The 26,300-nt window shown below is 47.6% G+C and carries 23 protein-coding genes and 2 tRNA genes; 14 read left to right on the top strand and 11 right to left on the bottom strand.

Annotation, left to right across the window (positions count from 1 at the left end):
• Nucleotides 1-1,059: an aminoglycoside phosphotransferase family protein gene (locus tag ACN0R8_RS08920; RefSeq protein WP_417596725.1), complete on the bottom strand. Its 1,059-nt coding sequence runs from the start codon at nucleotides 1,057-1,059 to the stop codon at nucleotides 1-3.
• 378 nt (nucleotides 1,060-1,437) lie between these two features.
• Between ACN0R8_RS08920 and ACN0R8_RS08915 the strand changes: the two genes are divergently transcribed.
• The 7 genes from ACN0R8_RS08915 (at nucleotide 1,438) to glpE (ending at nucleotide 8,700) form a co-directional block, all read left to right on the top strand.
• Nucleotides 1,438-3,834, top strand: coding sequence for an LPS-assembly protein LptD (locus ACN0R8_RS08915; protein ID WP_417596724.1), 2,397 nt, complete (start codon nucleotides 1,438-1,440; stop codon nucleotides 3,832-3,834).
• 20 nt (nucleotides 3,835-3,854) lie between these two features.
• Entirely contained in the window at nucleotides 3,855-5,135 is a 1,281-nt protein-coding gene (locus tag ACN0R8_RS08910) for a peptidylprolyl isomerase (protein ID WP_417596723.1), read from the top strand.
• Between the two features lie 31 nt (nucleotides 5,136-5,166).
• On the top strand, nucleotides 5,167-6,195 hold the full coding sequence (pdxA, locus tag ACN0R8_RS08905) for a 4-hydroxythreonine-4-phosphate dehydrogenase PdxA (RefSeq protein WP_417596722.1): 1,029 nt from the start codon (nucleotides 5,167-5,169) through the stop codon (nucleotides 6,193-6,195).
• A gap of 24 nt (nucleotides 6,196-6,219) precedes the next feature.
• On the top strand, nucleotides 6,220-7,032 hold the full coding sequence (gene rsmA, locus ACN0R8_RS08900) for a 16S rRNA (adenine(1518)-N(6)/adenine(1519)-N(6))-dimethyltransferase RsmA (protein WP_417596721.1): 813 nt from the start codon (nucleotides 6,220-6,222) through the stop codon (nucleotides 7,030-7,032).
• The gene (apaG, locus tag ACN0R8_RS08895) at nucleotides 7,025-7,432 is read left to right on the top strand and encodes a Co2+/Mg2+ efflux protein ApaG (protein WP_417596720.1); all 408 of its coding nucleotides are present in this window, start codon (nucleotides 7,025-7,027) and stop codon (nucleotides 7,430-7,432) included. Before rsmA ends, apaG begins: the two co-directional genes overlap by 8 nt.
• 55 nt (nucleotides 7,433-7,487) lie before the next feature.
• Nucleotides 7,488-8,309, top strand: a complete 822-nt coding sequence (locus tag ACN0R8_RS08890; protein ID WP_417596719.1) for a symmetrical bis(5'-nucleosyl)-tetraphosphatase — start codon at nucleotides 7,488-7,490, stop codon at nucleotides 8,307-8,309.
• A gap of 73 nt (nucleotides 8,310-8,382) precedes the next feature.
• Complete coding sequence (glpE, locus tag ACN0R8_RS08885; protein ID WP_417596718.1) at nucleotides 8,383-8,700, top strand: thiosulfate sulfurtransferase GlpE; 318 nt, start codon at nucleotides 8,383-8,385, stop codon at nucleotides 8,698-8,700.
• Between the two features lie 88 nt (nucleotides 8,701-8,788).
• Here glpE and ACN0R8_RS08880 read toward each other — a convergent pair whose 3' ends face one another.
• From ACN0R8_RS08880 to ACN0R8_RS08870, 3 genes are all read right to left on the bottom strand, one after another.
• Complete coding sequence (locus tag ACN0R8_RS08880; RefSeq protein ID WP_417596856.1) at nucleotides 8,789-9,994, bottom strand: flagellar assembly protein T N-terminal domain-containing protein; 1,206 nt, start codon at nucleotides 9,992-9,994, stop codon at nucleotides 8,789-8,791.
• A gap of 89 nt (nucleotides 9,995-10,083) precedes the next feature.
• On the bottom strand, nucleotides 10,084-10,671 hold the full coding sequence (locus ACN0R8_RS08875; RefSeq protein WP_160054932.1) for an LPP20 family lipoprotein: 588 nt from the start codon (nucleotides 10,669-10,671) through the stop codon (nucleotides 10,084-10,086).
• Between the two features lie 65 nt (nucleotides 10,672-10,736).
• Nucleotides 10,737-10,985: a hypothetical protein gene (locus ACN0R8_RS08870; protein ID WP_417596717.1), complete on the bottom strand. Its 249-nt coding sequence runs from the start codon at nucleotides 10,983-10,985 to the stop codon at nucleotides 10,737-10,739.
• Nucleotides 10,986-11,170: 185 nt separating this feature from the next.
• On the opposite strand from ACN0R8_RS08870, the gene ACN0R8_RS08865 reads away from it, so the two are divergent.
• Nucleotides 11,171-12,304, top strand: a complete 1,134-nt coding sequence (locus tag ACN0R8_RS08865; RefSeq protein WP_417596716.1) for a hypothetical protein — start codon at nucleotides 11,171-11,173, stop codon at nucleotides 12,302-12,304.
• On the opposite strand, the gene folK is transcribed toward ACN0R8_RS08865, so the two are convergent.
• Genes folK through tsaD form a run of 3 tightly spaced genes read right to left on the bottom strand, consistent with a single transcriptional unit; the run spans nucleotide 12,291 to nucleotide 14,265 of the window.
• Nucleotides 12,291-12,773, bottom strand: coding sequence for a 2-amino-4-hydroxy-6-hydroxymethyldihydropteridine diphosphokinase (gene folK, locus ACN0R8_RS08860; protein ID WP_417596715.1), 483 nt, complete (start codon nucleotides 12,771-12,773; stop codon nucleotides 12,291-12,293). The two genes, ACN0R8_RS08865 and folK, sit on opposite strands and share 14 nt — an antisense overlap.
• Nucleotides 12,770-13,162, bottom strand: coding sequence for a dihydroneopterin aldolase (gene folB, locus ACN0R8_RS08855; protein WP_417596714.1), 393 nt, complete (start codon nucleotides 13,160-13,162; stop codon nucleotides 12,770-12,772). The genes folK and folB overlap by 4 nt, the downstream gene beginning before the upstream one ends.
• 53 nt (nucleotides 13,163-13,215) lie before the next feature.
• Complete coding sequence (gene tsaD, locus ACN0R8_RS08850; protein WP_417596713.1) at nucleotides 13,216-14,265, bottom strand: tRNA (adenosine(37)-N6)-threonylcarbamoyltransferase complex transferase subunit TsaD; 1,050 nt, start codon at nucleotides 14,263-14,265, stop codon at nucleotides 13,216-13,218.
• 225 nt (nucleotides 14,266-14,490) lie between these two features.
• Here tsaD and rpsU point away from each other — a divergent pair, with 225 nt between their 5' ends.
• From rpsU to ACN0R8_RS08820, 6 genes are all read left to right on the top strand, one after another.
• Nucleotides 14,491-14,706 (top strand): 30S ribosomal protein S21, encoded by a 216-nt coding sequence (gene rpsU / locus ACN0R8_RS08845; protein ID WP_028304873.1) that lies wholly within the window; start codon nucleotides 14,491-14,493, stop codon nucleotides 14,704-14,706.
• Nucleotides 14,707-14,872: 166 nt separating this feature from the next.
• Nucleotides 14,873-16,750 carry a DNA primase gene (gene dnaG, locus ACN0R8_RS08840; RefSeq protein WP_417596712.1) on the top strand — a complete coding sequence of 626 codons (1,878 nt, stop codon included), beginning with the start codon at nucleotides 14,873-14,875 and terminating at the stop codon, nucleotides 16,748-16,750.
• Between the two features lie 111 nt (nucleotides 16,751-16,861).
• A complete protein-coding gene (rpoD, locus tag ACN0R8_RS08835; RefSeq protein ID WP_417596711.1) occupies nucleotides 16,862-18,670 on the top strand; it encodes an RNA polymerase sigma factor RpoD in 1,809 nt (602 codons plus the stop codon).
• A 321-nt stretch (nucleotides 18,671-18,991) separates the two neighbouring features.
• Nucleotides 18,992-19,756 carry a putative metalloprotease CJM1_0395 family protein gene (locus ACN0R8_RS08830; protein ID WP_417596710.1) on the top strand — a complete coding sequence of 255 codons (765 nt, stop codon included), beginning with the start codon at nucleotides 18,992-18,994 and terminating at the stop codon, nucleotides 19,754-19,756.
• A gap of 267 nt (nucleotides 19,757-20,023) precedes the next feature.
• Entirely contained in the window at nucleotides 20,024-21,829 is a 1,806-nt protein-coding gene (locus ACN0R8_RS08825; protein WP_417596709.1) for an acyl-CoA dehydrogenase C-terminal domain-containing protein, read from the top strand.
• A gap of 370 nt (nucleotides 21,830-22,199) precedes the next feature.
• The gene (locus tag ACN0R8_RS08820) at nucleotides 22,200-23,996 is read left to right on the top strand and encodes an acyl-CoA dehydrogenase C-terminal domain-containing protein (RefSeq protein WP_417596708.1); all 1,797 of its coding nucleotides are present in this window, start codon (nucleotides 22,200-22,202) and stop codon (nucleotides 23,994-23,996) included.
• A 307-nt stretch (nucleotides 23,997-24,303) separates the two neighbouring features.
• Here ACN0R8_RS08820 and ACN0R8_RS08815 read toward each other — a convergent pair.
• From ACN0R8_RS08815 to bioD, 4 genes are all read right to left on the bottom strand, one after another.
• A tRNA-Leu gene (locus ACN0R8_RS08815) sits at nucleotides 24,304-24,388 on the bottom strand.
• Nucleotides 24,389-24,537: 149 nt separating this feature from the next.
• A tRNA-Leu gene (locus tag ACN0R8_RS08810) sits at nucleotides 24,538-24,622 on the bottom strand.
• A gap of 107 nt (nucleotides 24,623-24,729) precedes the next feature.
• Nucleotides 24,730-25,464, bottom strand: coding sequence for a DUF1826 domain-containing protein (locus ACN0R8_RS08805; RefSeq protein ID WP_417596707.1), 735 nt, complete (start codon nucleotides 25,462-25,464; stop codon nucleotides 24,730-24,732).
• A 137-nt stretch (nucleotides 25,465-25,601) separates the two neighbouring features.
• The gene (gene bioD, locus ACN0R8_RS08800) at nucleotides 25,602-26,297 is read right to left on the bottom strand and encodes a dethiobiotin synthase (protein WP_417596705.1); all 696 of its coding nucleotides are present in this window, start codon (nucleotides 26,295-26,297) and stop codon (nucleotides 25,602-25,604) included.
• Nucleotides 26,298-26,300 lie beyond the last annotated feature (3 nt).

The following is a 26,300-nucleotide window of genomic DNA, read 5'->3' as shown; positions in this document are numbered from 1 at the left end:
CTAGGTATTTTCCTCGGGTAGCTGTGTTTTGTGTGATCTATGTTGTCTCTCACTGAGTGCTGGCACAATGCGATCAAGCAGCCATTGGTTGAATTGACTCAGGCTCTGGTATTCACAGGTTGCCTCTAACAGGTGCTGAAGCGTGCGTGGTATATCGTCCAGATAATCTGCTTTTCCATCCCGTAACCAGAGGCGGGAAAATATACCCAGTACTTTGATATGGCGTTGAGCGCCCATGAGATCGAATTCTTGCCGGAATTGCTCCTCAGGGTAACTCTGAGGTAATAAACCTTCGGCTTTAACCTCTTGCAGATAACGGTTTCGCCATTGGTTAACGGCGCTGGCTGGCCAGTGCAGATAACAGTCTTTTAACAGCGAGACCAGGTCATAGGTGACTGGGCCCTGAACGGCATCCTGAAAATCGATAATACCGATATGGTTTTCCGGCGTAAGCATCAGGTTTCGGGCGTGGTAATCCCGATGAACGGGGACCTGGGGTTGTTGCAGTGCGCTGTGACAGAGGTGCTCAAAGGTCTGATCCAGTAAGCTGATCTCTTTCTCACTGAGCTCTAACGATAACCATTGTTTGCAGAACCACTCCTTAAACAGCTCCATCTCCTGCATCAGAAGTTCATAGCTGTAATTCGGGAGTACTGGCGTGGTTGTTTTTTGAATCGTGATTAAAGCCTCAAAGGCGTCCTGGTACAGACTGCCTGCAACCGCAGTATCTGATGTCAGGTTGCTGAGTAACTGGTTATCGCCAAAATCCTCCAGAAGCAGGAAGCCTCGCTCAATATCCTGGGCAATAATTTCAGGGACACGGACGTTTTGTTGGAACCAATGTTGCGCAATACAGACAAACGGAGCGCAATCCTCTTCTGGTGGCGGTGCGTCCATTACGATATAAGAGGTGTCTTTGCCGGAGTGGAGCCCGTTTTTTTTAGGCAGACGGTAGTAGCGACGGAAGCTGGCGTCACCGGCAACTTTCTCAAGCTCAGGCTGGTTGATATTCGTTACTTGAGTCAGCCATTGGCAAAGCTGAGTATAGCGTGCGTTCATGGGGTCTCCTTATTGGCATCGTATTATGTCAAATGCTCTTGCCGCTGCCCATAGAATTGAGTTAGCTATTAAGCAATAGTAAACACTTAGTATTCTGATTATTTTCCCTGAATCGCCCCAGGCAGAAAAATTAAAGGGCGGCGTCGGCAAAGAACGGCTTTTAGCTGAGCCCGTTGGGCTACCGATGGCAATGAAGTAAACTCCGCAAGCCGTGACTATTTAAAGTCGCTATAATACTTCGCCTTTAGCTTCATCCAACGGCCTATGCGGAAAACCAACTCTAAGTAAGGATCTTGTTTGAAATTGTCAGCTTCATCTTCAGATCTTGCCGTACGTTCTGCCTTTTTATCTGGGCAGCCTCTGATACCTGAGGTGCGGATGGCAGTAAAAGGTTGTGTGTTTGTATCGGCTATAGGTCTCTCCCTTTCGCCGCTGCGGGCGGCTGAGCCCATCGAGCAGCAAGGTTATTATCTGGACTGGGTGCCTTATCATCAGCTAACGGTTGAGCAAAGAAAATCGACAAAAGGGATGTGTCAGGGTCTGTACGTCCATCCGGATATTATTGCTCAGCCTAATCATGAGATTACAGCCAGAAAGGCCAGCTATGAAGCCGATGGCCAAGTCATATTGGAAGGTGATGTTAAAGCTGATACGGCAAATGGATTTTTAACTGCCGAGCAGGCAACGGTTAGTGCTGATCGAACGCAGATATCGGCATCGGGTCACGTTGTTGTTCGCCAGTCTTCAGGTCTGATCTATGGCCAGTCAGGAATACTGAATAACAATACTAAAACCTTCGACCTTAAAAAGGCTGAGTATCTGATTTTTCAGAATAATGCCCGAGGGGTTGCTCAGCGTATGCATCGAACCGATGAGGGTTTAGTTATTATTGATAATGGGAGCTACACCTCCTGTACTCCCGGAGATAACAGCTGGCAACTGGTAGGTTCAGAAATAGAACTGGATCATGAATCCGGGTTTGGTACTGCCCGTCATGCTCGTCTTGAACTGGCTGATGTTCCTGTTTTCTATTGGCCCTATCTCAGGTTTCCTATCGATGACCGCCGACATACGGGCCTGCTGATGCCCGCTTTTTCAGTTGGTGGCGAGGGGGTTGAGGAGTATAAGCAGTCCCTGTATCTGAATCTGGCCCCAAACTATGATGCGACCTTAACGCCACACTGGTATCAGGAACGTGGGACTCATTTGGGGACGGAATGGCGTTACCTTTTACCTGAAAACCATTACGGCATGATCACGTATGATTTTCTTGAGTCAGACCCTCTCTATGAGAATAAAAAGCGTGAGCTATTTGCCTACGAAGCGAAAGGCTATCTGGCTGATAATTGGATTTATCGTATCGATTATGCCCATGCCTCTGATGATGACTATTTTCATGCGTTTGAGGCTAACTTTGATGATGCTAACACCGAGGCGCTGGATCAATTAGCGGAAACTCAGTATCGGCAGGGAAACTGGCATTATATTGCCCGGCTGCAGGGGTTTCAGGAGCTTGATTCGGATCTTGCTGACGCTGATCGTGAGTATTATAAATTACCCGAGTTGCAGGCAAACTATGCGTCAGGAAATGCTGCTTTAAGTTATGGCAGTCGTAATCAGGCCGTTTGGTTTGAGAGGGATATTCATGATGGCAGTGGTTATACCGGCAGTGTTAACCCGAATACCGGTGAGATTAGCTGGGGGAGTGACCTGACAGCCCAGCGAACACATCTGGAACCCTATCTGAGTTATCGTGCAGATGCGCTTTGGGGTTATAGCCAACTGGACCTTCGGGGAGGGTACAGCCAATACGCTCTGGAAGGTCAGCCCGATGATATCAGTGATCGTCAGCAACGGTTTACCACGACCTTTGCTTTGGATTCCGGCCTTCTTTTTGAACGTGATATGGACGCCTTCGGTAAGGGGTATATTCAAACCTTAGAACCTAGGGTAAAACTGGTTTACGCACCGACTGAGGATCAGCATGATATCCCTCTTTTTGATACCTCTGAATATGATTTTGATCGTAACCAGTTATTTCGTGACACTCGTTTCTCAGGGATTGACCGGCAGGGAGATCTGCAAAAACTCGCTCTGGGTATTACGTCGCGATTTATCGACGATACTTCTGGTCGCGAAGTTCTAAATCTTTCTCTGGGGCAGGCTTTTTATGCTCAGGAGCGTACTGTTACTCTCTCGGCTGACCCTCAGTCTGAGCTTGACTATCAGCACACCCGCCTGGTCTCTCCTTTGGTTGCTGCAGTCAGTTATTATCCTTTAGACTGGCTGACATTAGATGTTTCCACACAATGGAATACGGATAACACATTATTTTTTCTGGAAAAAAGAGAGAGTAAGATTGTAGGGAATCACCCATCCGGAGTGTCTTTTCTATTACGGCATACTAAAAGCTATACAGATTGCAGCCTGAATTTTAGCTGTGCCGAAGGTAGTGGAGAGTCTTATGAAGAAACAGCAGACCTCGGTTTGATTGCGCCATTAAGCACAAACTGGAGAGCATTTGGCGTTATTCGAAGGGATATTGAGCAAGGGCGACACCTGGAGCGTATTGCCGGGGTTGAGTATGAGAGTTGTTGTTGGTCCGTCCGCTTGGCTCGGCACCAATACTATAAAGGTGATGACTATGATGACCCTGGGGCCTTTGATAATAGCGTGCGTATTGAGCTGTTACTGAAAGGTTTTGGTGGTATTGGTCAGGGTGAGCCTTATAAGCGGGCTGCCGGGTTTATTCCAGGTTTTCGTGCCGGTTATTAGTGATATCAATTGAGAATTTTATGAAACAGTTTATTGCATTTTTTATAGGCGCTATCTGCAGTGTAAGTATGATCTTGCCTGCTCAGGCCAGTCGAGAGTCTTTGGATCAGGTGGTTGCTGTTGTCAATCAGGAGGCTCTGATGCAGTCCGAGCTGGAAGCTAAGCTTGATTCTGTTTATCAGAATTTGCGCCAGAGAAATATTGCACCACCATCACGGGATACGCTGCGCAGACAGGTATTAGACCGCTTGATTTTGGATACCATTCAGACCCAGCAGGCAGAAGAATCCGGTATGCGGGTGTCTGATGTGGAGCTGAACAATGCACTGACGAATGTTGCCCGGCAAAATAAGATGACTTTGCAGCAGTTTCGTCAGGTGCTGGAGCGACAGGGGGTTCCATTTAGTAGCGTTCAGGAGCAGATAAGCCGTGAGCTTCTGATAAGCCAACTGCGTCAACGCCGTGTGGGTGAACGAATTCGTATATCCGATCAGGAAGTGGATAATTTTCTGGCTCAGGAGAAAACAGAGCTTAGCAATACTGACTACCGTCTGCAGCAGATTACAGTGGCTATTCCTGAAAAAGCGACACCACAACAGGTGGCTGATGCTGATGAGAAAGCTCAGGATATTTATCAGCAGCTGATAAAGGGTGCTGATTTCAGCCAGCTGGCGATACGCCTCTCTGATGATGAATATGCGCTGCAGGGTGGGGAGATGGACTGGCGACGAGGTAGTGAGTTACCTGTGATTTTAGCTGATCAGGTACCGGCTATGGGTATTAATGAAACCTCCGTCCCGCTACGGAGTCCATCTGGTTTCCACATTATCCGTTTACTGGAGAAGCGTGGTGGACCAACAAAGCTGGTAACGGAAACTCTGGCACGCCATATACTGATTAAGCCGACAGCACTGAGAACCGAGGCTCAGGCCCGCGTACTGATCAATAAATTGCGTCAGCGTATCCAAAATGGAGAGGATTTTGCTGAGCTGGCGCTAACTTACTCCGATGATAAAGCCTCAGCAGGAGAAGGAGGTAATCTGGGTTGGGCTAAGCCTGGTAAGTACGTTCCTCAGTTTGAAGCGGCTATCAGCAATACATCGGTGAACGGCATCAGTCCGGCTTTTCGTTCGCAGTTTGGCTGGCATATTCTTCGGGTTGAAGGGCGTCGTAGCCAGGATATTGGCGACCAGGTTGCTCGTGATCAGGCGCGTCAGCAGCTGTTCAAACGTAAGTTCGATACTGAGCTGGATAACTGGCTGCGGGAGCAGAAAGCTGCTGCTTATATCGAGATTCGCTAGATAGAGCTTTATTCAGAAAGAGGTTCTGGGTTTGAGTCAATCGCTGGTTGTTACTGCAGGTGAACCATCGGGCATTGGTCCGGATGTTATTTTAAAAGTTGCAGCGGACTGGGGCCATGCTAAAGAGTATTTAGCATGGAGCCAGGTTGATTGCAGCGAACTTCGCTTAGGGGTTATTGCAGACCCAGATTTACTGCAACGGCGAGCGGAACAGCTTGGCCTGAAGATAGCACTAACACAGGTTTTGCCAAATGAACCCTTGCCTGTTATGCAGTCAGGTCAGCTAGCGGTTATTCCTGTGGCTTTGGCAGAGCCTGAAATAGCAGGACAGTTAAATGCAGCTAATGCAGCCTATGTATTAAAGACCTTAGAGATGGCCACAGATGGCTGTTTGTCTGGCCAGTGGCAAGGAATGGTAACGGCTCCGGTTCATAAAGGCGTTATCAATGAGTCAGGGGTTTCCTTCACCGGTCATACCGAATTCTTGCAAGCACGAACACAGACAGAACAAGTGGTTATGATGTTGGCGACAGAAGGTCTGAGAGTTGCCTTGGTGACAACCCACTTACCATTAAAAGAGGTGGCTGATGCGATTACCCCTGAGCGTATTACCCGAGTCAGCCGAGTGTTATACCGTGCATTAGAGCGTGATTTTGGTTTGCGTCAGCCTAAAATCTTAGTCTGCGGATTAAACCCTCATGCCGGTGAAGATGGGCATTTAGGTCGGGAAGAGCTTGATGTGATCATCCCAACATTAAAGGCTTTAGCCCAAGAGGGAATCCCGCTAATAGGCCCTTTACCCGCTGATACGCTATTTGCGCAGCACCATTTAAAAAATGCCGATGCAGTCTTGGCGATGTATCACGATCAAGGTTTACCGGTTTTAAAACATGCTGGCTTTGGTCGGGCAGCGAATATTACGCTGGGCATGCCGATTGTGCGTACTTCGGTGGATCATGGCACCGCTTTAGATCTTGCTGGCACAGGCGATGCCCATGAAGGTAGCCTATGGACGGCATTAGGTTATGCTGCCTTAATGGCAAATGCTAGAACTCGATAACACCTGAAGAACTGAGAGGAATTAATGGCTAAGAAGCCTCAGCAACACCGCGCCCGTAAGCGCTTCGGACAAAACTTTCTTCAGGATGAAGGTATTATTCGACGTATTGTGCGCAGTATCGCCCCGCAGAAAGGCCAGCACTTGGTTGAAATTGGCCCCGGTATGGGGGCGCTGACCGAGATTATTTTAGAATCGGCAGAGCGCCTTGATGTCATCGAATTAGACCGTGACTTAATTCCGGGACTTAAGGTGAAATTTTTTAATGCCCCCGGCTTTAATATCCACCAGGCGGATGCGTTGAAGTTTGATTTCGCCGAACTGATTGATGATGGTCAGCCTCTTAGGGTTGCCGGTAATCTACCTTACAATATTTCGACCCCCCTTATTTTTCACCTGTTAGAGCAGCGCCAGAATATTCAGGATATGCATTTTATGCTGCAAAAAGAGGTGGTTGAACGTTTGGCCGCTACTCCTGCCACGAACGACTGGGGGCGTTTAGGCATTATGGCGCAGTACCTTTGTGATGTTGAGGCCTTGTTTATTGTGCCGCCGGAAGCCTTCGACCCCATGCCTAAGGTTGATTCCGCTATTGTGCGTTTGACACCTCATAAAGAGCTGCCTTATCCGGCAAAGTCAGCAGAATGTCTTGATAATCTCGTAAGAACTGCGTTTGCTCAACGCCGCAAAACGCTGCGCAACAACCTGAAAGGTCTGGTAGAAGTTTCTGAGATTGAAGCTCTTGGGATTGATCCTCAGCGACGACCTGAAACTCTTAGCCTTCAGGAAGTCGTTGCGTTAAGTGATTGTTTGGCGGACAGGTTGGGTAAGCATGACTGAAATAAATGATCCGGATAAGCCTGCAGTAGCAGATCTGATTGAACTGAAAGTGGAACCCAAGTTTATTAAACATGGCACCACTGAAGAGCGTGATCAGTATGTTTTCAGCTATAGGGTAACAATAACGAATAATAACCGAACCAGTGTGAAGCTTAAGAGCCGCTTCTGGGTGGTTACTGACGGTAATGGCAAGGCCAACGAAGTGAAAGGGAAAGGTGTTGTCGGTCAGCAGCCGGTGATCGCTCCCGGTGAATCTTACAGCTACACTTCAGGTGCCATTTTTCCGACGCCTCTTGGGTTTATGCAAGGACATTATGAGTTGCAGGATATCGAGTTTGACTGTCCGTTACAGGTTGATATTCCGGCTTTTCGTCTTGCAAAAGAGGATATTTTGCATTGAGGGTTAATATCGGTGCAAAGACCCTGAACAGGTTTATTTCTAGGTAAAAATTGTTATGGCTACGTACGCCGTTGGTGATCTTCAGGGTTGTTTTAGTGAACTGGTACAACTGCTGGAGGCAGTAAGTTTTAATCCGCAAAAAGATCAGCTCTGGTTGGCTGGTGATCTGGTTAATCGTGGCCCTGAATCTTTGGAAGTACTTCGTTTTGCTTCTGGGATGGGGGATAGAGTACGTTGCGTACTAGGTAATCATGATCTGCATTTACTTGCTGTTGCGTATTCTGGAGCGCGCCTTAAGCGTTCCGATACCCTGCAAAAGATTTTGGATGCCCCGGATCGTGAGCGACTGCTGGGCTGGCTGCGTCATCAGCCCTTATTCCACTATGATCAAAAACTCGGTTTTGTGATGAGTCATGCTGGGGTTCCACCTATTTGGGATTTGCAACAGACTCTTTGCTATGCCGGTGAGGTTGAGTCTGCCTTGCAGGGCGATGCCTATAAAAACTACTTTGAGAATATGTACGGCAACAAACCCTCTAAGTGGTCGGATAGCCTTAGTGGTTTTGATCGATTGCGAGTGATTACTAACTACTTTACCCGTATGCGCTTTTGTACTGCGAAAGGCAAACTCGATTTTGAGAGTAAAGAAGGCTTGGATCAATGCCCGAAAGGGTATGCGCCATGGTTTAGCTACCCGCGTCAGGTCAAAGAAAAAATAATCTTTGGCCACTGGGCTGCACTTGAGGGCGATGTTGATGCTGACGGTATCTATGGTTTGGATACAGGCTGTGTATGGGGTGGAACGCTGACAGCACTCCATCTGGAAAGTGGTGAGCGGACCTCAGTTAACAGTTTACAGAAACCAATATATCAGTAGCCGTTTTTAAATATTTGGCTGGTTTTGTCAGAGGGACGACTGACATCCAGTGACTCTGACAGAAGGTAGTTTTATGAATTTTCAGTTTATGAATCCGGAAGAACTTAAAGCAAAAATTGAAGCCGGTGAAGAGATCGCTGTTGTTGATATCCGAGACCCGGGCAGTTTTGCTGCAGGGTCGATTAAAGGCTCCTTATTATTAAACAATGATAATGTTCAGTTGTTTATTGAGCAGACAGATAAATCCAGGCCGGTCATTGTTTGCTGCTACCATGGTAACAGCAGTCAGTCAGCGGCCCAGTTTCTGGCGGAGCAAGGCTTTAACGACGCCTATAGCCTGCAGGGAGGGTATGAGCTTTGGAAAACGGTATGCCCTGAGTACTGCCACTAACTAATAAACCGGTCACACAGAAACAAAAAAGGAGCCTATTGGCTCCTTCTTTGTTAATCAGCTGAAGAGACTTTTTTCTGCTTCTGCCTTACCAAGCGATAACAATATCGCCCTGTTGAATACCCAGTTTATCTGTTTCTGTACTGATAACACCCCGTGAAAAGAAAGGTTGTACCTTTTTCAGAGTAACGACAATCTTAGTATTCTCTAACTCGGTATAAGCATTTTGATTCGCATCGTAGAAGGTGCTCAGGCGGTAGAGATTCAAGGTATCACCCGGGCGTAAACCGTCACCGGCTCCCGCATCAATATAAATTTTCTTACCTTCAGTACGGGTGACTTTCGCCATGAATGGCTGACAACTCAGGGATGAATTTAAATCGTCAACCACACGATCAAAAACATCACTGACTTTTTGGCCGTAATCACTTTTCCAAAAAGCAACAGAGCCGAAGCCAGGTTTCTCTTCAAGAGGTACGTTCCAGTTACCAAGAGTTTCATAGCGACGACTGTAGACCATGGCGCCACTAAAACCATCATGGACATAAATATCCATCTGGAAACGGCGTTCAAAGCGGTTGTCACCATGCTCCATCTTATCTTTGACCTGACTAAAATAAGACTTAGTACGCAGGAGGTCCGGACGAGCCATGGAGATATCACGAATAACACCACTTATCACGTATTGCACGCCAAACTGATTGGATGCCGTAATTGCAGTCGTAAGCGTACCTGTCGTCGTAACGGAAGTAGGAATAGTTTTTGGTGATGTATAAACCTGAAAACCTGAAGCATCCAGAGCTTTAACATGCTCAAAGTTATTTAAGCGCTGGGAGAGATCTGCAGGAAGTTTTTGGCTGATATCATAGAATCCTCCAAAAGATGCCGACTGAGGATCTTCCAGATAAAAAGAAGCAACAGCAGCACTTCTCAGGTAAGCATTACTGGATTCATGTCCACAAGACTGAGCGTCAACCAATACATCGGCCTCAATGGTCAGGGTAAGTACATTACCCTGCACCACTTCATCCAGAATGTTGATATCCTGAACAGTGCCGTTAGAACTCACCCGCAGATTATCAGCGGTAATGGCTCCGTCTGTCATTTGCTGAAAGCTGCTAACGTCAGCGCCGCCGCGAAGGCTGAGCTGCTGAATCGCATCTCTAATTGCGGTGCGACGGGCGCTGACCAGGTCCTGATGCATGATCCTGGCCTGGCCGGTTGCTTCTAGCCATTTGGCTTCTGATTGTGGTATTTGAAGTCCAACAATCAGTAGACACAAAATCCACAACACCTTGTGACGGAATATGGTGTTTAACAACCGACCACTCCTTTCATTTTATCTGTTAATGGCAACTGACATAGATAATCACTGTCAGTGAATTAGTTCAGATAATACTGTCCTGGCTGAACTTTAACCAGAGGTCGGGCAATGGCACGAGTCTCCGGTGATTCGCCGTGAACGGTGGGGGCTGTGCAGCTTGGTGACTGAAGGGCATCGGTTGAACCCATGCAGTCATAGAACGTAGGCTCTAGAACCAGCTCCATCGTGGTCTCGTAGTTATTGTGGGCCAGCTCATATGTAGATACCACTTTGGCACCACGAATGACGCTGTCCACATAGGTGCGGAAACGGTCATCACGAAGAACCATAGCTTCTACGTTAGAACCACCACTTACGCGAGTACCGTATACACGCTCAGCAATTGCACGATAAGCATCGAGTTTAGATGCCCGCATTGCCATCAGCTGATTCTGCCCCTGAGACAGGCGAGGGTTTTCTTTATAAGCCCCATAACCCGTTACACGAACAATAATAGGCTCTACTTTCGGGCTGTAGGTATGTTCAACCTGTTGGTAAACAACATAGTCATTGTTGTTTTGGTTGTTCATAGCATGCTGATTCATTGGCGCACAGCCAGCAGTTACAACAGCACCGGCAATAGCCAGAGAAGCCAGTTTAAGTTTCATTATCATCACTCCTGATGTCCGTCACAAATAGATAAAATGGATTCAAATACGTATCTAGGGGCAGGTTAGTAACGCCTATAGATTACGTTGGACTGCATTTTACAGCAGGGCTCCATAACGATTTTTGGCGTCAGAACCCGGTGCGTTTCTGTTCTGATAATCACCCGCCGCTTAGGTTGAGGCTTTGCCGGCGGTAAGCGAACATAATTTCCCTGAGCCTGAGTGTTTTGCTGATAGCCGTAGTACGGCATGGTACAAGCAGACATCAGAAGCAGAAAAAAAGTCCCTGTGATAATTTTTACAGTTTTAAGCATCGGTTCTTCCTGACATTTTGATACGAATTCAACCAAACATTCTGCTTTGCAGCTTTATAATGTGAGTTGATTCGAAAACTATACCGATGATTATCGGCAACACTTCCGCAAAGTTTAGTGTGACTGAAGGTTAACCTGCAGAAAATTAAACTTTAATTCGTTTAATAACTAAGGTTTAGCAAAAAATGAGCCAGTTTTTATCTTCTGATGATGATTCTTCTTTTTTAAGTGGTGAGGTGTACCTTGTTGGCGGCCCGGTAAGAGATGAGTTACTGGGGTTGAGACCCTATGATAGGGATTGGCTGGTTGTTGGTGCTATACCAGAGGAGCTAAAAGCGGCAGGCTTTGTTCAGGTCGGCAAAGACTTTCCTGTTTTTCTGCACCCTGATACAAAAGAGGAGTACGCATTAGCCAGAACAGAGCGCAAATCAGGTAAAGGTTATCAGGGCTTTGTTTGCCATACCTCACCTGATGTGACACTCGAAGAAGATCTGATGCGTCGGGATTTTACGATTAACGCTATGGCAAAGGATATCAGCGGGAATATTCACGACCCTTATGGGGGACTAAAAGATCTGGAGCTGAAGCTTCTGCGACATGTCTCTCCCGCATTTGCTGAAGACCCTTTAAGAGTATTGCGCGGCGCAAGATTTTTGGCTCGTTTTTATAGATTAGGGTTTTCAATTGCTCCCGAGACACTGCAATTAATGGCAGAGTTAGTTGCGGCAGAGGAGTTGGAACAACTTTCTGCCGAGCGTGTTTGGTCGGAAACAGAGAAGGCGCTTCAGGAGAGAAATCCTGAGCAATACCTAGCAACACTTCAGAAGGTTGGTGGGCTCGATTATTGGTTCAAAGAGTTGTCAGCCCAACATTTTTACCTGCCGGACCATTTGGCAGAGAAAGATAAAGCTGAGCGTGGGTTACTGAATTGGGGGTGGTTGCTGCATGGGTTGACGCCAGAAGAGATTGAATCACTTTGTAACCGGATAAGAGCGCCTAAGCATTATCTTGGTTTTGCTTTGCTGGTACAGAAATTTTGGTCACTTCTTAATACTGAGCCAGAGCAGGATGCCCAGCTTTGTTTGTCTCTGCTTGAGAGTTCCGGTGCGTTTAGACAGGGAGGTTTTTTTGAAGCCTGGCTGGCACTCTGGCAGTCTGATAAAAATGATATAAAACAGTGGTGGCAGTCCTTAGTCGGGGTAATGGAAAGCGTCACTGCTAAGACATTTGTTCAACAGGGATTAAAAGGACCGGAAATTGGCGCTGCAATTAAGGCGCAGCGCCTTAAATTGATTGATCAGGCCTTCAGAGCTCTGTAAGCCAAAGTTTTTGTTCCGGGAAGGGGAATTGCCGCCAGAGCTCTTGGACTGTTTCCCCCTGCCCCGGGGGAATCAGCTCCGGCTCCATCAAAGACAGGGGGTACAGCATATAGCCATGTTCAAACAGGTCTTTGCGGGGAAGTGTTAAACCGAAGTGTTCTCCTTCAAGCTGATCCACCAGAACAATATCGATATCCAGTGTGCGCCCGCTAAATTTGGGGGCATTATCCTCTCGGCCAAAGTCATACTCAATCAAACGCAGCTGGCTGCTGAGTTCTGAAATGGGGAGTTCGGTTTCAAGAGCTGTTATCAGGTTGATAAAGGGGTCGCCGATAAAGCCTACAGGCTCGCTTTCAATGATGGGAGATAGCTGCATCTGTCCGAAGCGCAGGTTAAGGGTTGCAATGCCCTCTCGGATATTGTGTTTGGGGTTGATATTGCTGCCAAGGCTCAGATAGACGCGGCTCATTGTGCGACTCCGGAAGCCATTTGGGCCCTAGGGCTATTCAGTGACCCTCTTTCGATCTGAACAGCTACATTTCGGGCATTGGGCACTGCACCAGGTTTACTGACTTTTACTTTGACCCAGCAAACACCGAACTTCTCGCGGATCAGCTGGCTAACGGCTTCTGCCAGAGACTCTATCAGCTTGAATGAGGCGTTTTTCACGAGTGCAGTAATGGCCTGGCTGATTGAAAAGTAATCCAATGTCAGTGACAGTTCATCAGATGCTGCTGCAGGGCGTATGTCTGTAGCCATCTCAATATCGAACTCCAGTGGCTGTAAAATTTCACGTTCCCAGTCGTACACCCCGATCAGGGCATCAACTTTCAAGCCTTCAATAAAAACCCGGTCCAAACTATCACCTATGTTTGCTGCTGATTATTGATGTAGTGTTAACTGGCACTCGTTCACTGTTTAGGTGATGGCGATAACGGAGGTAAGTCTGTTAATGGCCAGCGAGGCTGCACCTTGATCTGCCTGTCATTTTTATGGCCTGCCATCAGACGTTGGCAGCCTGCATAGGCGATCATAGCGCCATTGTCAGTACAAAATTCATTCCGGGGGTAGTACACCTGACCACCCATGCCAGTCATTATAGCTTCAAGTTTTTCGCGCAGGTCTTTATTAGCGCTAACACCGCCAGCGATTACCAGTTTTTTTCGGTCCGCTTGCTTGAGCGCCCGTTTACATTTGATTACGAGGGTGTCTACAACTGCATCCTGAAATGCTAATGCTATATCTGCGCGCGCTTCATCGGTCAGTTTGTCACTGTTGGCTTTTTTTGCTGCTTCCACGGTGTTCAGGGTAAAGGTTTTTAGGCCACTGAAGCTGAAGTCCAGGCCTGGGCGGTTGGTCATTGGACGTGGAAAAAGGTAGCGACCTGGGGTGCCATGCTCTGCATAGCGAGCAATGTGAGGGCCGCCTGGGTAGGGCAGTCCCATCATTTTAGCGGCTTTATCAAAGGCTTCACCGGCAGCATCGTCGATACTTTCGCCGAGCATTTCATACTGACCGATACCCTGCACATCGATCAACTGAGTATGTCCACCGGAAACGAGAAGCGCGACAAACGGAAATTCCGGAGGTGTTTCTTCCAGCATAGGGGCCAGCAAATGACCTTCCATATGATGCACGCCAAGGCAAGGTTTGTCCCAGGCCAGTGCTAACGCCTGAGCTGTAGAGGCGCCAACCATCAATGCGCCTATAAGGCCAGGGCCGGAGGTATAACAGATCGCATCAATATCTTCAGCTTTACTGTCAGCTTCAGTCATCACTTGCTTTGTCAGGGGAAGCAATTTACGCACATGGTCACGGGAGGCTAGTTCAGGGACTACGCCACCATATGGGATATGCATATCAATCTGACTGAACAGGGCATGGGCCAATAAACCTTGCTCTGAGTCATAAATGGCTAAACCTGTTTCATCACAGGATGTTTCGATTCCGAGTACGCGCATGAGGTTCACTAACTACTTGAAAGATTAGGGGCAATTCTACCTATGTGAGTCTGAAAATGGCACTAAAAGCCGAGGATTAGGTAAAAAAAGCGTAAGTATAGCCCCTAAAGCTGTTTGCATGGGGTGATCAAAGCCTATAGAATCATGCGTCCCCTAAGGCATGTCACCGTTTTTGGTGACATCTCTAATTTCAATCCTATTACTTTTTAAGGTGGTGAGTCTTTAATGCCTGCTGTTAAAGTTAAAGACAATGAGCCGTTTGACGTTGCTCTGCGTCGTTTCAAACGTTCTTGTGAGAAAGCTGGAATCTTAGCCGAAGTTCGTCGTCGTGAATTTTACGAAAAGCCAACTTGGGTTCGTAAGCGTAAGGCAGCTGCTGCTGTTAAGCGTCACGCTAAAAAGGTACAGCGCGAGCAAAAACGTTTCGAGCGTCTGTACTAAGCAACCTCTCTGCAGACCTTGGTCTGCACGGTTGTCTTTTTAGGGGTAAAAACGGCTGCCTTAACCGGCGGCCGTTTTTCATTTTGCATTGCCTGCAAAATCATAGTTGCTTTTCTCTGGCAGCTTCTTGTCTGAATTCTATTTTCGTTAGGTAGTTAGCGCCCTTATGGCCGGTCGGATTCCTCAATATTTTATCGATGACCTCGTCGCACGCGCAGACATCGTTGATGTAGTGGGAAGTGCGGTTAAGCTTAAAAAAAGTGGTCGCAACTGGCATGGCCTGTGTCCTTTTCACAACGAAAAAACGCCTTCTTTTACTGTTAGTCAGGATAAGCAATTCTATCATTGCTTTGGCTGCGGAGCCCATGGCAATGCTATCGGCTTTCTTATGGAGTATGATGGTTTAGGCTATGTTGAAGCCATCGAGGATCTTGCCAAACAGTTGGGTATGGAAGTGCCCAGGGATGAGAATCCCACTGAAGCTAAAAAGCGTCAGGCGGCAAAAAAATCAGCTGAAACTCTTGAATTGGCCACTCAGTTTTATCGCAACTCTCTTCAGGTAGCAGAGGGCTGTCAGCGAGCCCAAGCTTATCTGCAGCATCGTGGCCTGAAGCCGGAAACTGTTGAGCGTTTTGGTATTGGGTATGCGCCGGATGGCTGGGAGCTACTTAAAAAATATCTTGCAGGTCAGAGTATAAGTGAGGGCGAGCAGGTTAGTCTGGGTCTTCTGGTTCAGAAAGAAGATACCGGGCGCAGTTATGATCGCTTTCGTAACCGTATTATGTTTCCGATTCGGGACTGGCGCGGCAAAGTGATCGCCTTTGGTGGCCGTGTTCTTGGCGATGAAAAACCTAAATACCTGAATTCCCCAGAAACGCCGGTTTTTCAGAAAGGGCGTGAGCTTTACGGTCTTTATGAGGCAAAAACATCACCGGGCCAGTTAGAGCGTCTACTGGTTGTTGAAGGTTATATGGATGTGGTGGCGTTGGCGGAAGCGGGTATTTCGTATGCCGTAGCAACCCTGGGCACATCAGCAACTTCTGAGCATATGGAGCGCTTGTTTAAAGTGGTTCCTGAGGTGGTGTTTTGCTTTGATGGTGACAAAGCGGGTAAACGTGCTGCAGAGAGAGCTTTAGATAACGTACTACCCCATATGATTGATGGTCGCCAAGCCCGTTTTATGTTTCTGCCTGAGGGGCAGGACCCTGACACACTTGTGCGAGCAAATGGTAAAAATCTGTTCGAACAGCGTATTGTTCGCGCGGACTCACTCTCTGAGTACCTGTTCCGCTTTCTTCAGCAGGGCTTGAATCCTCTGGAGCCGGAAGGTAAGGCGTTGCTGATACAGAAGGCGATACCTTACTTTAAGAAAATTCCTGTAGGCATTCTGCGCACGCTGCTTATTCAGAAGCTGGCAGAGATCGTCGGTGTGGATGCTGATGGAGTTCGTGCCCAGATTGACAACTCTCCGGGGGCCGCTTCACATGAGTCAGTGCAGAGCCAGCCTGTTGATATTATTCCGGATTATGCTGTAGAAACCGGAACATCGGCCGACAATAATCCTGAGGTAAAGCTGTCCACTACGTATGCTTATAAACTGCTTGTGTGGGCTGTGCGCTACCCCCATGTTTGCCAGGCTTTATCTGATGTTGAACGGCAGCAGTTAAAAGAGATCATCGACGAAAACAAGGATTTTTTCTGGGGAAAGGTCTTCGATCTGGTCTTCGAGTACTTGAAATGTACTCCTGGTGCCACCACCTCCTCATTGCAGGCGCACTGGTATGGCACGGAAACGGGCCGTTTGTTAGATCAAATTGCATTGGAAGACGTGCTCGCTGAAGAGTTTATTGTCTCAGAATTTAAAGAATGGCTCCGGTCTCTGGAGCTTAAACGGCGCGAATATCAGCACAATCAACGTTTTGATGAGTTGACGAGAAAAAGCCGTTCCGGTCAGAAGCTGACCAAAAATGAAAATGAAGAGTTGGTGATGTTACTGAATCTGCTGGCTAATAAGAAAAGCCAATCAGATGGTAATAGTACTTAAGTTTCGCAATAATTTAGAATCTGGTGGAAGTCAAGGCCGAATTGTGCTAAATTTGAACGCTTAGCATTTTTCCCACCTCGTTCTTTGCACTACATTTGAGATAGGGTATCTATGGCTGGAAATGAGCAGCAACAGTCGCGCTTGAAGGAATTGATCGCCCGCGGAAAGGAACAGGGCTACCTCACCTACGCAGAAGTAAATGATCACCTCCCGGAAGATATTTCAGACCCTGATCAGGTTGAAGATATTATTCGTATGATTAACGACATGGGTATCAGTGTTTCTGAAGAAGCACCTGATGCGGAAACCCTGTTGATGACCGATGGTGATTCCTCAACGGATGAAGTTGTCGCCGAAGAAGCTGTCGCTGCATTGGCTGCAGTGGAGTCTGATGTTGGCCGTACCACCGACCCTGTTCGCATGTATATGCGTGAGATGGGTACTGTAGAGCTTCTGACACGCGAAGGCGAAATTGTGATCGCCAAGCGTATCGAGGAAGGTCTGCGCGAGGTTATGCATGCCGTATCGTATCTGCCCGGAACAATTCAGAAGGTTCTGGATATCTATGAGCAAACTCAGACAGAAGAAGGTCGTCTGAGTGATCTGCTTATTGGTTATATTGATCCGGATGATGGCGAAGTAACGCCCGGCCCGGTTGCCAGTGCTAAAAGTGACGATGATCTTGATGATGAAGAAGAAGCAGAAAGCGGCCCGGATCCGGAAGAGGCCCGTATTCGCTTCACTCGTCTGCAGGAGCTGCACGATGCGGTTCTGAATGCATCAGAGAAGAAAGGTACCGGCAGTGCTGAGTATAAAGCAGCTCAGATGGAGCTTGCTGATTATTTTGCTCCGATCAAGCTGACGCCCAAAAACTTTGACGCCATGGTTGCTCGTGTGCGTAACAGTATGGACGAAATTCGTCGTCAGGAGCGTCGGGTCATGCAGCTTTGTGTTCGTAAAGCTAAAATGACGCGTAAAGAATTTATTACTTCTTTCCCAGGCAATGAAACTAATCTTGAATGGTTAGATAATGTGCTGGCTGATAAGCCTAAGTATGCTGTTAAGCTGGAAGCTTTGCGTATTGAAATTTTGCGGTGTCAGCGCAAAATTTTAGCTGTGGAAAAAGATGTCAGCCTGAATCTTAGTGAGATCAAAGAAGTTAACCGTCGCATGTCGATTGGTGAAGCCAAGGCTCGCCGTGCGAAGAAAGAAATGGTTGAAGCTAACCTGCGTCTTGTTATCTCCATCGCTAAGAAATACACCAACCGTGGTTTGCAGTTCCTGGATCTTATTCAGGAAGGTAATATCGGTCTGATGAAAGCGGTAGATAAGTTTGAATACCGCCGGGGCTATAAGTTCTCGACGTATGCGACCTGGTGGATTCGTCAGGCAATTACCCGGTCCATTGCTGACCAGGCTCGTACTATCCGTATTCCGGTACATATGATCGAGACGATCAACAAGTTGAACCGTGTTTCACGCCAGATGCTTCAGGAGATGGGGCGTGAGCCGACTCCGGAAGAGTTGGGTGAGCGTATGGAGATGCCGGAAGATAAAGTACGCAAAGTGCTGAAGATCGCTAAAGAGCCGATTTCTATGGAAACGCCGATTGGTGATGATGAAGATTCACATCTGGGTGATTTCATTGAAGATGTAGGCACTGATTCGCCGATTGACACAGCAACAGGCGAAGGCTTAATTGAAGCCACTCGTTCTGTTCTGGGTGGGCTTACAGGTCGTGAAGCCAAAGTTCTGCGTATGCGCTTTGGTATTGATATGAATACCGACCATACGTTGGAGGAAGTGGGTAAGCAGTTTGATGTAACCCGGGAGCGTATTCGTCAGATTGAGGCGAAAGCGCTACGTAAATTACGTCACCCTACGCGCTCTGAGCACCTTCGTAGCTTTATTGACGAGTAGATTTATTACTCAGTGAAAGCGATGGCCGAACTTTTCAGAGCCATTACTTTGCGTAAACATGAAGGCCTCGCTATTTGCGAGGCTTTTTTGTGAATAAAAATCAATGAGGCGGTGCTTTTCTCATTTCAGGGCAAAAGTTTTATGAAACTCCTGATATATCAATACATTAATAACATTTATTTTTTTTGTATTAAAATGAAATGTTATAAGTCAGAACTGTTTCACAATATTAGGTTATGAAAAAAACTGAGAAGTTCGCCATAATGAATACAACACTCGCTTGGTTAATATCTGGCTAATCATTCATTAAAGGTTATTTTTATGGAAACGCCTTCTGTCAGCAGTTCAACTCGATATGCTCGCCTTGTTCAGGATTACCGTGAGAAAGAGCGGTCCGCTGAAGCTGTGAATGCTAGCGCTTCTGAACAAGCTGATATTGATAGTGAGAAGGCGCTTCTTGAACAGGAAAAAAATCAGGTTATTTCTGAACTGAGCAAGCGTGATCAAGAGGTTCGAACTCATGAAGAAGCCCATGCTTCAGTAGGTGGTCGTTATGCCTCTTCACCTTCTTATGATATGACAGAGGGGCCTGATGGTCGTGAGTATGCAGTTGGTGGTCAGGTGACGATAGATACTTCTCCGGTTCCCGATGACCCTGAGGCAACTTTGGATAAATCCCAGGTTGTTGAGCGAGCTGCTTTGGCCCCGGCGCAGCCGTCCGAGCAGGATTTGAAAGTTGCCGCTGAAGCCCGGGCGATGGGAAATGAAGCGAGGGTAGAGATTAGAGAGCGAGACTTTAGTGAGCGTGTGGCTGAATCTGGGAATACTGATGACTCCTCTGATGCCGGTTCGATAGACGAATCCTCGCAGAACGAGCCCGATGAACCCTCCCTTCAATTTCCTTCTGGAATATATAAAGAGCCTAAAAGTTTTTCTTTTGGTCTGAGCTTTCCTCAGAGTTTTGTGGGCAGCCAGGAGAGTGCCGCCGGTATGACGGTTGCTCAGCAGCTGAAAGATCGCTTTGATACCATGGGGTTGAGTTTTCCACCCCAGCCATTAGGTCAGCAGGTTGCAGTAACTGTTTGATTTATATGGTTTATAGTGTTGATCTGGTAGCGCATTCCAAATGCTGAAAGATCGCGCTACAGGCTTTTTTTGCACGTCTAATATCTTGGCTTGACCGGCTGGACATCAATTTAAGTAAAATACCACTTGACCCTGATCTTCGTCTGACTTAAGTTTCAAACATACGTTTGAATTAGATTTCTCTATTTACACTGTCTGGCGTCTTGGGTGACATCCTCCTGAGAAGCTACAGGCTGGTACAACAAGAACAGTTAAGCCGAGGTCAATATGCCAACATATAAAGCTCCCCTGCGTGATATCCGTTTTGTAATGGACGAGATGCTGGATTTTCCTGCCCACTACGCACAGCTGCCAAATGGGGATGAGGCATCTCCGGAAATTGTGAATGCCATTTTGGAAGAAGGTGCAAAGTTTACTGAAGAAGTTTTGACACCTCTGAATCAAAGTGGTGATGCCGAAGGTTGCCAGTTTAACGATGGTGAGGTTGTTACGCCTAAAGGATTTAAAGAAGCTTATAAGCAATATGTTGAAGGTGGCTGGCCTTCCATGACGCAAGACACTCGCTACGGTGGTCAGGGCTTGCCACAGTCTCTGGGTATGGTTCTGAATGAGATGATCTGCTCATCTAATCTGTCATGGGGTATGTATCCAGGGCTGTCACACGGTGCCATGGATGCTCTGCTGCACCACGGTACTGAGGAACAGAAAGAACTTTACCTGACTAAGATGATTGAAGGTAGCTGGACCGGCACCATGTGTCTGACAGAGCCTCACTGTGGTACTGACCTAGGCCTGATCCGCACTAAAGCTGAGCCACTGGCTGATGATAGTTACGCTATTAGCGGCACTAAAATCTTTATCTCCGCTGGTGAACACGACATGTCCGACAATATCGTGCATCTGGTATTGGCAAAGCTGCCGGGCGCGCCAGAAGGCTCTAAAGGTATTTCCCTGTTTATCGTGCCTAAGTTCACCCCTGACGCAAATGGTGAAGCGGGTGAGCGTAACGGGGTTCAGTGTGGCTCCATTGAGCATAAAATGGGCATCCACGGCAACAGTACCTGTGTTATGAACTTCGACAACGCCAAGGGTTACCTGATCGGTGAGCCGAATAAAGGCTTGTCCTATATGTTTGTGATGATGAATGCAGCTCGTATCGGTGTTGGTATTCAAGGTCAAGGCTTGGCAGAAGTTTCCTTCCAGAATGCTCTGGCTTATGCTCGTGATCGTTTGCAGATGCGTGCTCTGAGCGGCCCTAAAGCACCTGAGAAAGCGGCTGATCCGATCATTGTTCACCCTGATGTGCGCCGTATGCTGCTGACTCAGAAAGCCTTTTCTGAAGGTGGTCGCGCGCTTATCTACTACACCGCACAGCTGATCGATCAGGTCTCTGCAGGTGGTGATGCGGGTAAAGACGCTGATGAACTCTTGGGTCTGTTGACACCGATTGTTAAAGCCTTCCTGACGGAAGCAGGCTTTGAAGCCACCAATGAAGGTATTCAGATCTTTGGTGGTCATGGCTTTATCCATGAGTGGGGTATGGAGCAATTTGTACGCGATGCACGTATCACTCGTTTGTATGAAGGTACAACAGGTATCCAGGCACTGGATCTGTTGGGTCGTAAGATTCTTATGAATCAGGGCGAAAGTCTGCGTAAGTTTACTAAGCAGGTGCATAAGTTCTGTCAGACCGAGGAAGGTAATTCCGATATGGTGAAATTTGTCGCTCCTCTTGCGAAGTTGAACAAGGAGTGGGGCGATATCACGATGCAGGTCGGTATGAAGGCGATGCAGAATCGTGAAGAGGTTGGTGCCGCATCTGTGGACTATCTGATGTACTCAGGTTATGTCACGCTGGCATATTTCTGGGCGCAAGCCGCTAAGGTTGCTCAGGAAGCACTGGCTAATGGCACCACAGAAACGGCCTTCTATAAAGGCAAGTTGGCTACCGCTGAATTCTATTTCAGCAAGCTGCTGCCGCGGACTAAATCCCTGGTAGCAACGATTGCAGAGGGTGGCGACTCGCTGATGGCAATGGATGTGGATCAGTTTGGTGCTGGTTTCGAGATCTGATTTTATTTTGTGATCATTTGTTCTGATGATTGATGCGGGCCATGGAGGGCCCGTTTTTGATAGAGTTTTATAGGCCTTACTATAAAGCGTTCATCTCTTGACTTTCCTGCAGTTTGCACTGGCTCTACCCTGCGATGCACAATGGCTGAAGCCTGCGTATAAACTGAACCCGCAAGTCACGCAGTGGGCTGGCAGCCTACCGTTTCATTCAGTAATATGACTGAAAACCAGAATCTGGTCGAATCTTTTCAGGCTGTCTATATTCTATGTGAAAGTAGCACCTGTAACAGGATGCAATGCAGTTTGAGTTATCTTATTGGCTCACTGTGCAGGCTGGAATTAACGATAAAGAATCGAGGAAGTACGCCCCATGGCAAAGTATAAAGCTCCTTTACGCGACATGCGTTTTGTTCTGAATGAAGTTTTTGAAGCTGACAAGCTTTGGTCTACCATGCCGGCAACTCAGGAAGTTACACCTGACCTGGTTGATGCGATTCTTGAAGAAGGCGCCAAGGTTAACGAGAATGAACTCTTTCCTTTGAACCGTACCGGTGACGAAGAGGGTTGCCAGTTCAATGATGGTGAAGTCACTACGCCTAAGGGCTTTAAAGAAGCGTTCCAGCTGATGGCTGAGAGTGGCTGGATGGGCCTTGGTGGTAATATCGATTTTGGCGGTCAGGGCATGCCTAAAATGCTGACCGTGTTATTTGAGGAAATGCTGTACGCTTCAAATGCTTCTTTTGCTCTCTATCCGGCGCTGAACTCAGGTGCCACACTGTGCCTTGATAATCACGCCAGTGATGAAATGAAAGAGCAGCTGCTACCTGCAATGTACGAAGGCCGCTGGATGGGCACTATGTGTCTGACCGAGCCGCATTCCGGTACAGATCTGGGCCTGATCCGCACAAAGGCAGAGCCTAATACTGATGGCTCTTATAATATTACAGGTACTAAGATCTTTATCACCGGTGGTGAGCATGATCTGTCTGAGAATATTATCCACCTGGTACTGGCAAAACTGCCGGATGCACCTGCGGGCTCCCGCGGTATCTCGTTGTTTATGGTGCCTAAATTCCTGATCAACGAAGATGGATCTCTGGGCGAGCGTAACCCGGCATTCTGTGGCTCTATTGAGCACAAAATGGGTATTAAAGGCTCCGCGACCTGCGTGATGAACTTTGACGGCGCTCAGGGCTGGATGATTGGTGAGCCGAACAAAGGTTTAGCCTGCATGTTTACCATGATGAACTATGAGCGCCTTTCTATCGGTATTCAGGGGTTGGGTCTGGGTGAGGTGGCTTACCAGAGCGCGATGGATTTCGCTCAGGAGCGTATTCAGTCCCGTGCACCGGGCGGTGCTAAGTACCCTGAGAAAGCCGCAGACAACATTTTGGTGCACCCAGATGTGCGTCGCATGGCGCTGAACGTACGTGCTTTCAATGAAGCGGGCCGCGCTTTTGCTTCCTACGTGGGTATGCAGCTGGATATATCTAAATTCCACGAAGATACTGATGTTCGTAAGAAGGCGGCAGCACTTGTGGCGTTAATGACGCCAGTAGCTAAGTCTTATCTGACGGATCGCGGTTTGGACTGCACAATATCTGCTCAGCAGATCTATGGTGGTCAGGGCTATATCCGTGAATGGGGCGCAGAGCAGTATGTTCGTGATGCCCGTATCGCACAGATCTACGAAGGCACTAACGGTATTCAGGCGCTTGATCTGATGGGCCGTAAAGTGGTTTCTAACAAGGGTGAGTATGTAAAACTGTTCGAACAGGATATTCGTAGCTTTATTGAAGCGAATGCTGATAACGCACAGGTTCAGCCTTATCTGGCAAAACTGTCAGCTGCTGTGGATACTCTGGTTCAGGTGACCGAAGGTGTTATTGAGAAGGCTGCCGCTAACCCGGAAGAGATCGGTGCTGCATCTCAGGATTATCTGGACCTGTTTGGTTTGGTGACATATGCCTATATGTGGGCCCGTATGGTTGCTGTTGCAGCTCCTAAAGCGGCAGAGGATACCAGCGGCTTCTACAGCTCTAAAGTGAAGGTTGCTAACTTCTTCTATGCCCGTGTACTGCCTAAGGCAGCCTCACTGGCTGCGCAGGTAAATGCAGGTGCAGAAACCCTGATGGACCTGGAAGAAGAGCTGTTCTACGGTGAGTAATTGCTGCTAGACAGATACTGATCTTCTAGTCGATCTACAGAACCGGCTTGGGTGAAAACCTTAGCCGGTTTTTTGATTTTGGCTTGTGCTCTGGTTTTTGGATTTTCACTGACGGCTGCTCTTGCCTGTATGGCAAGGGTGTAAAAGGCTGGGATATAAGATATCCACAGGTTAAAGCTGAGTGCTTGGTTGTGAATAAGATTTAATATTACTGAGGATGAATCCAGTAGAGAGAACTGATGTAAAGACCAAGGTCTGAATTTTATATCGGATTGGGATTGATTTTGATGGGACTAAAAAGAAAAGATGGTGCGGAAGGAGAGACTCGAACTCTCACACCTTACGGCACCAGAACCTAAATCTGGCGTGTCTACCAATTTCACCACTCCCGCATCTTTTCGTATGCCGCTGATCTGAGGAGGTGATCTCATTGATCGGGCAATTGTCTGTTTTAGTAGATCGTTAAGGCTGATCTCTAAAACCGTGCTGGGCCATCTTCATTGATTGCTTTATTAGAAAGCAAGTCGGAGGTAAGAGAAGATGGTGCGGAAGGAGAGACTCGAACTCTCACACCTTACGGCACCAGAACCTAAATCTGGCGTGTCTACCAATTTCACCACTCCCGCAGCACGGAGCGTATTATAGTTAAGTGTTTATCGGGGTCAAGCCAAAAGCCTGAAAAAAACAAAAAATTATTGTTCATCAATAAGATAAAGTAACAAACGGATGCTGATTACATAACATCCATGCTAACAAATAAGCGTGGTTGATCAGAGCTGCATGCAGGAGATCGGTGCACCAGTCCTTGCCCTTCATGACCCGGCCAGGCATCACCTTTCATAATGACTACATCACCGGTATCAATCTGATTTGGTGTTATTGCCAATGGGTATAAGCCGGATTGGTCGTCAGGCAACCCCATACTGCCTCTGCCAAGCTTTGTGCGATCAATGGCCTCATTCGGAAGCCATTCAGTACCTTGTCCTGAATAGGTGCATACCATTCTTGCACCGATACGATCCACATGGAATCGAGGGCACATCGCCTGGCTCAGTAAGGATAAGCGCAGTCCTACTTCCTCCATATCAAATAAGCACGTGAACATCTCTGTCAGATAGACAATATCGGTAATAAAGCTTGCCCGGCCTGGGTGATTTGGCAGGTCTTTCTGCAGTTGCTCTGTAAGTGCTTCAGGTGCGGCTACAAGACGTAAAGGGAGTAAGTGGCCTCTTTCCGTCAGCCAGTTAACGTAATGCATCGCTTTGGTGTCAGGGCTGCGTTGCCAGCAAGTTAAGCGAACTCCGGGTTGATAGATTTCAGTGAGTACATCCGGGTCATCCCCTGTTGGATACAATGCTTTCTGATCCGGTTTGACCGGATAGAAGGTACATTGCGTGAAATCAGGATCGCTCTGGTGGTTGGCAGGGAATTTGGTATCAGTTAGCAAGTGTTGGTTCAGGCTGGTCACGGTCTTAACTCCATTGTTTATATGTTATAACATAACATTTTATTGGAGGGTTCCGCGACAAAAATGGCTCGCTGCTTTATGACGCTCTGAGCCCTCTTACTAGCGGCATCAGCAGCCTCTTAAGTGTTTTGGAAATATTAGTGGGTGCCTAAAATAAATTTTACGGCGGCATCGGGTATATGTTCTGCAGCGTCTTTCCAGCAGGCATTCTGTATAGACGGTATCTCAGCCAGAAGTGGAGCCTGAATCATCTGTGCCAGTGTGGCTAGGTTTTCCCGGTAGTGACTCATCTCCGGGTCGACCCTGTTAGCGATCCAACCAGCAACCTCCAAACCATCTGCTTTAATCGCTTCGGAGGTTAAAAGGGCGTGGTTGATACAACCCAGTTTCATGCCTACGACCAAAATGACCGGTTGTTTCAGATCTTTTGCCAGATCGGCTAATGTTTCGCGGTTGTTTAACGGTACACGCCAACCCCCGGCACCCTCGATCAGCAAAAGGTCAGCCCGGGCCATCATGATTCCTCGGGCAAAACCCGCACTGCGGGATACACTGAGTTGTACTCCTGTTTCCTGAGCCGCAAGATGAGGTGCAATGGCAGACTCGAGAGTGATAGGGTTAACCATTTCATACTCTTCATCCTGATTCATCGCGCTCATAAGGTTTATAGCGTCGCTGTTACGCAGGCCGTCAGGCGTTGGCTCGCAACCGGCTGCAACAGGTTTATGTGCCAGTGTTTTAAAGCCTAGCTTACCTGCCGCGTGGAGTAGTGCGCAGCTGGCAAATGTTTTGCCTGCATCGGTGTCGGTTCCGGTAATAAAATAGGTCTTCATAGA

The organism is Oceanospirillum sp. (genome assembly GCF_048265165.1).
GTDB lineage: Bacteria > Pseudomonadota > Gammaproteobacteria > Pseudomonadales > Halomonadaceae > Oceanospirillum.
The sequence above is the reverse complement of the archived record's forward strand: the minus strand, read 5'-3'. Positions and strand labels throughout refer to the sequence as shown.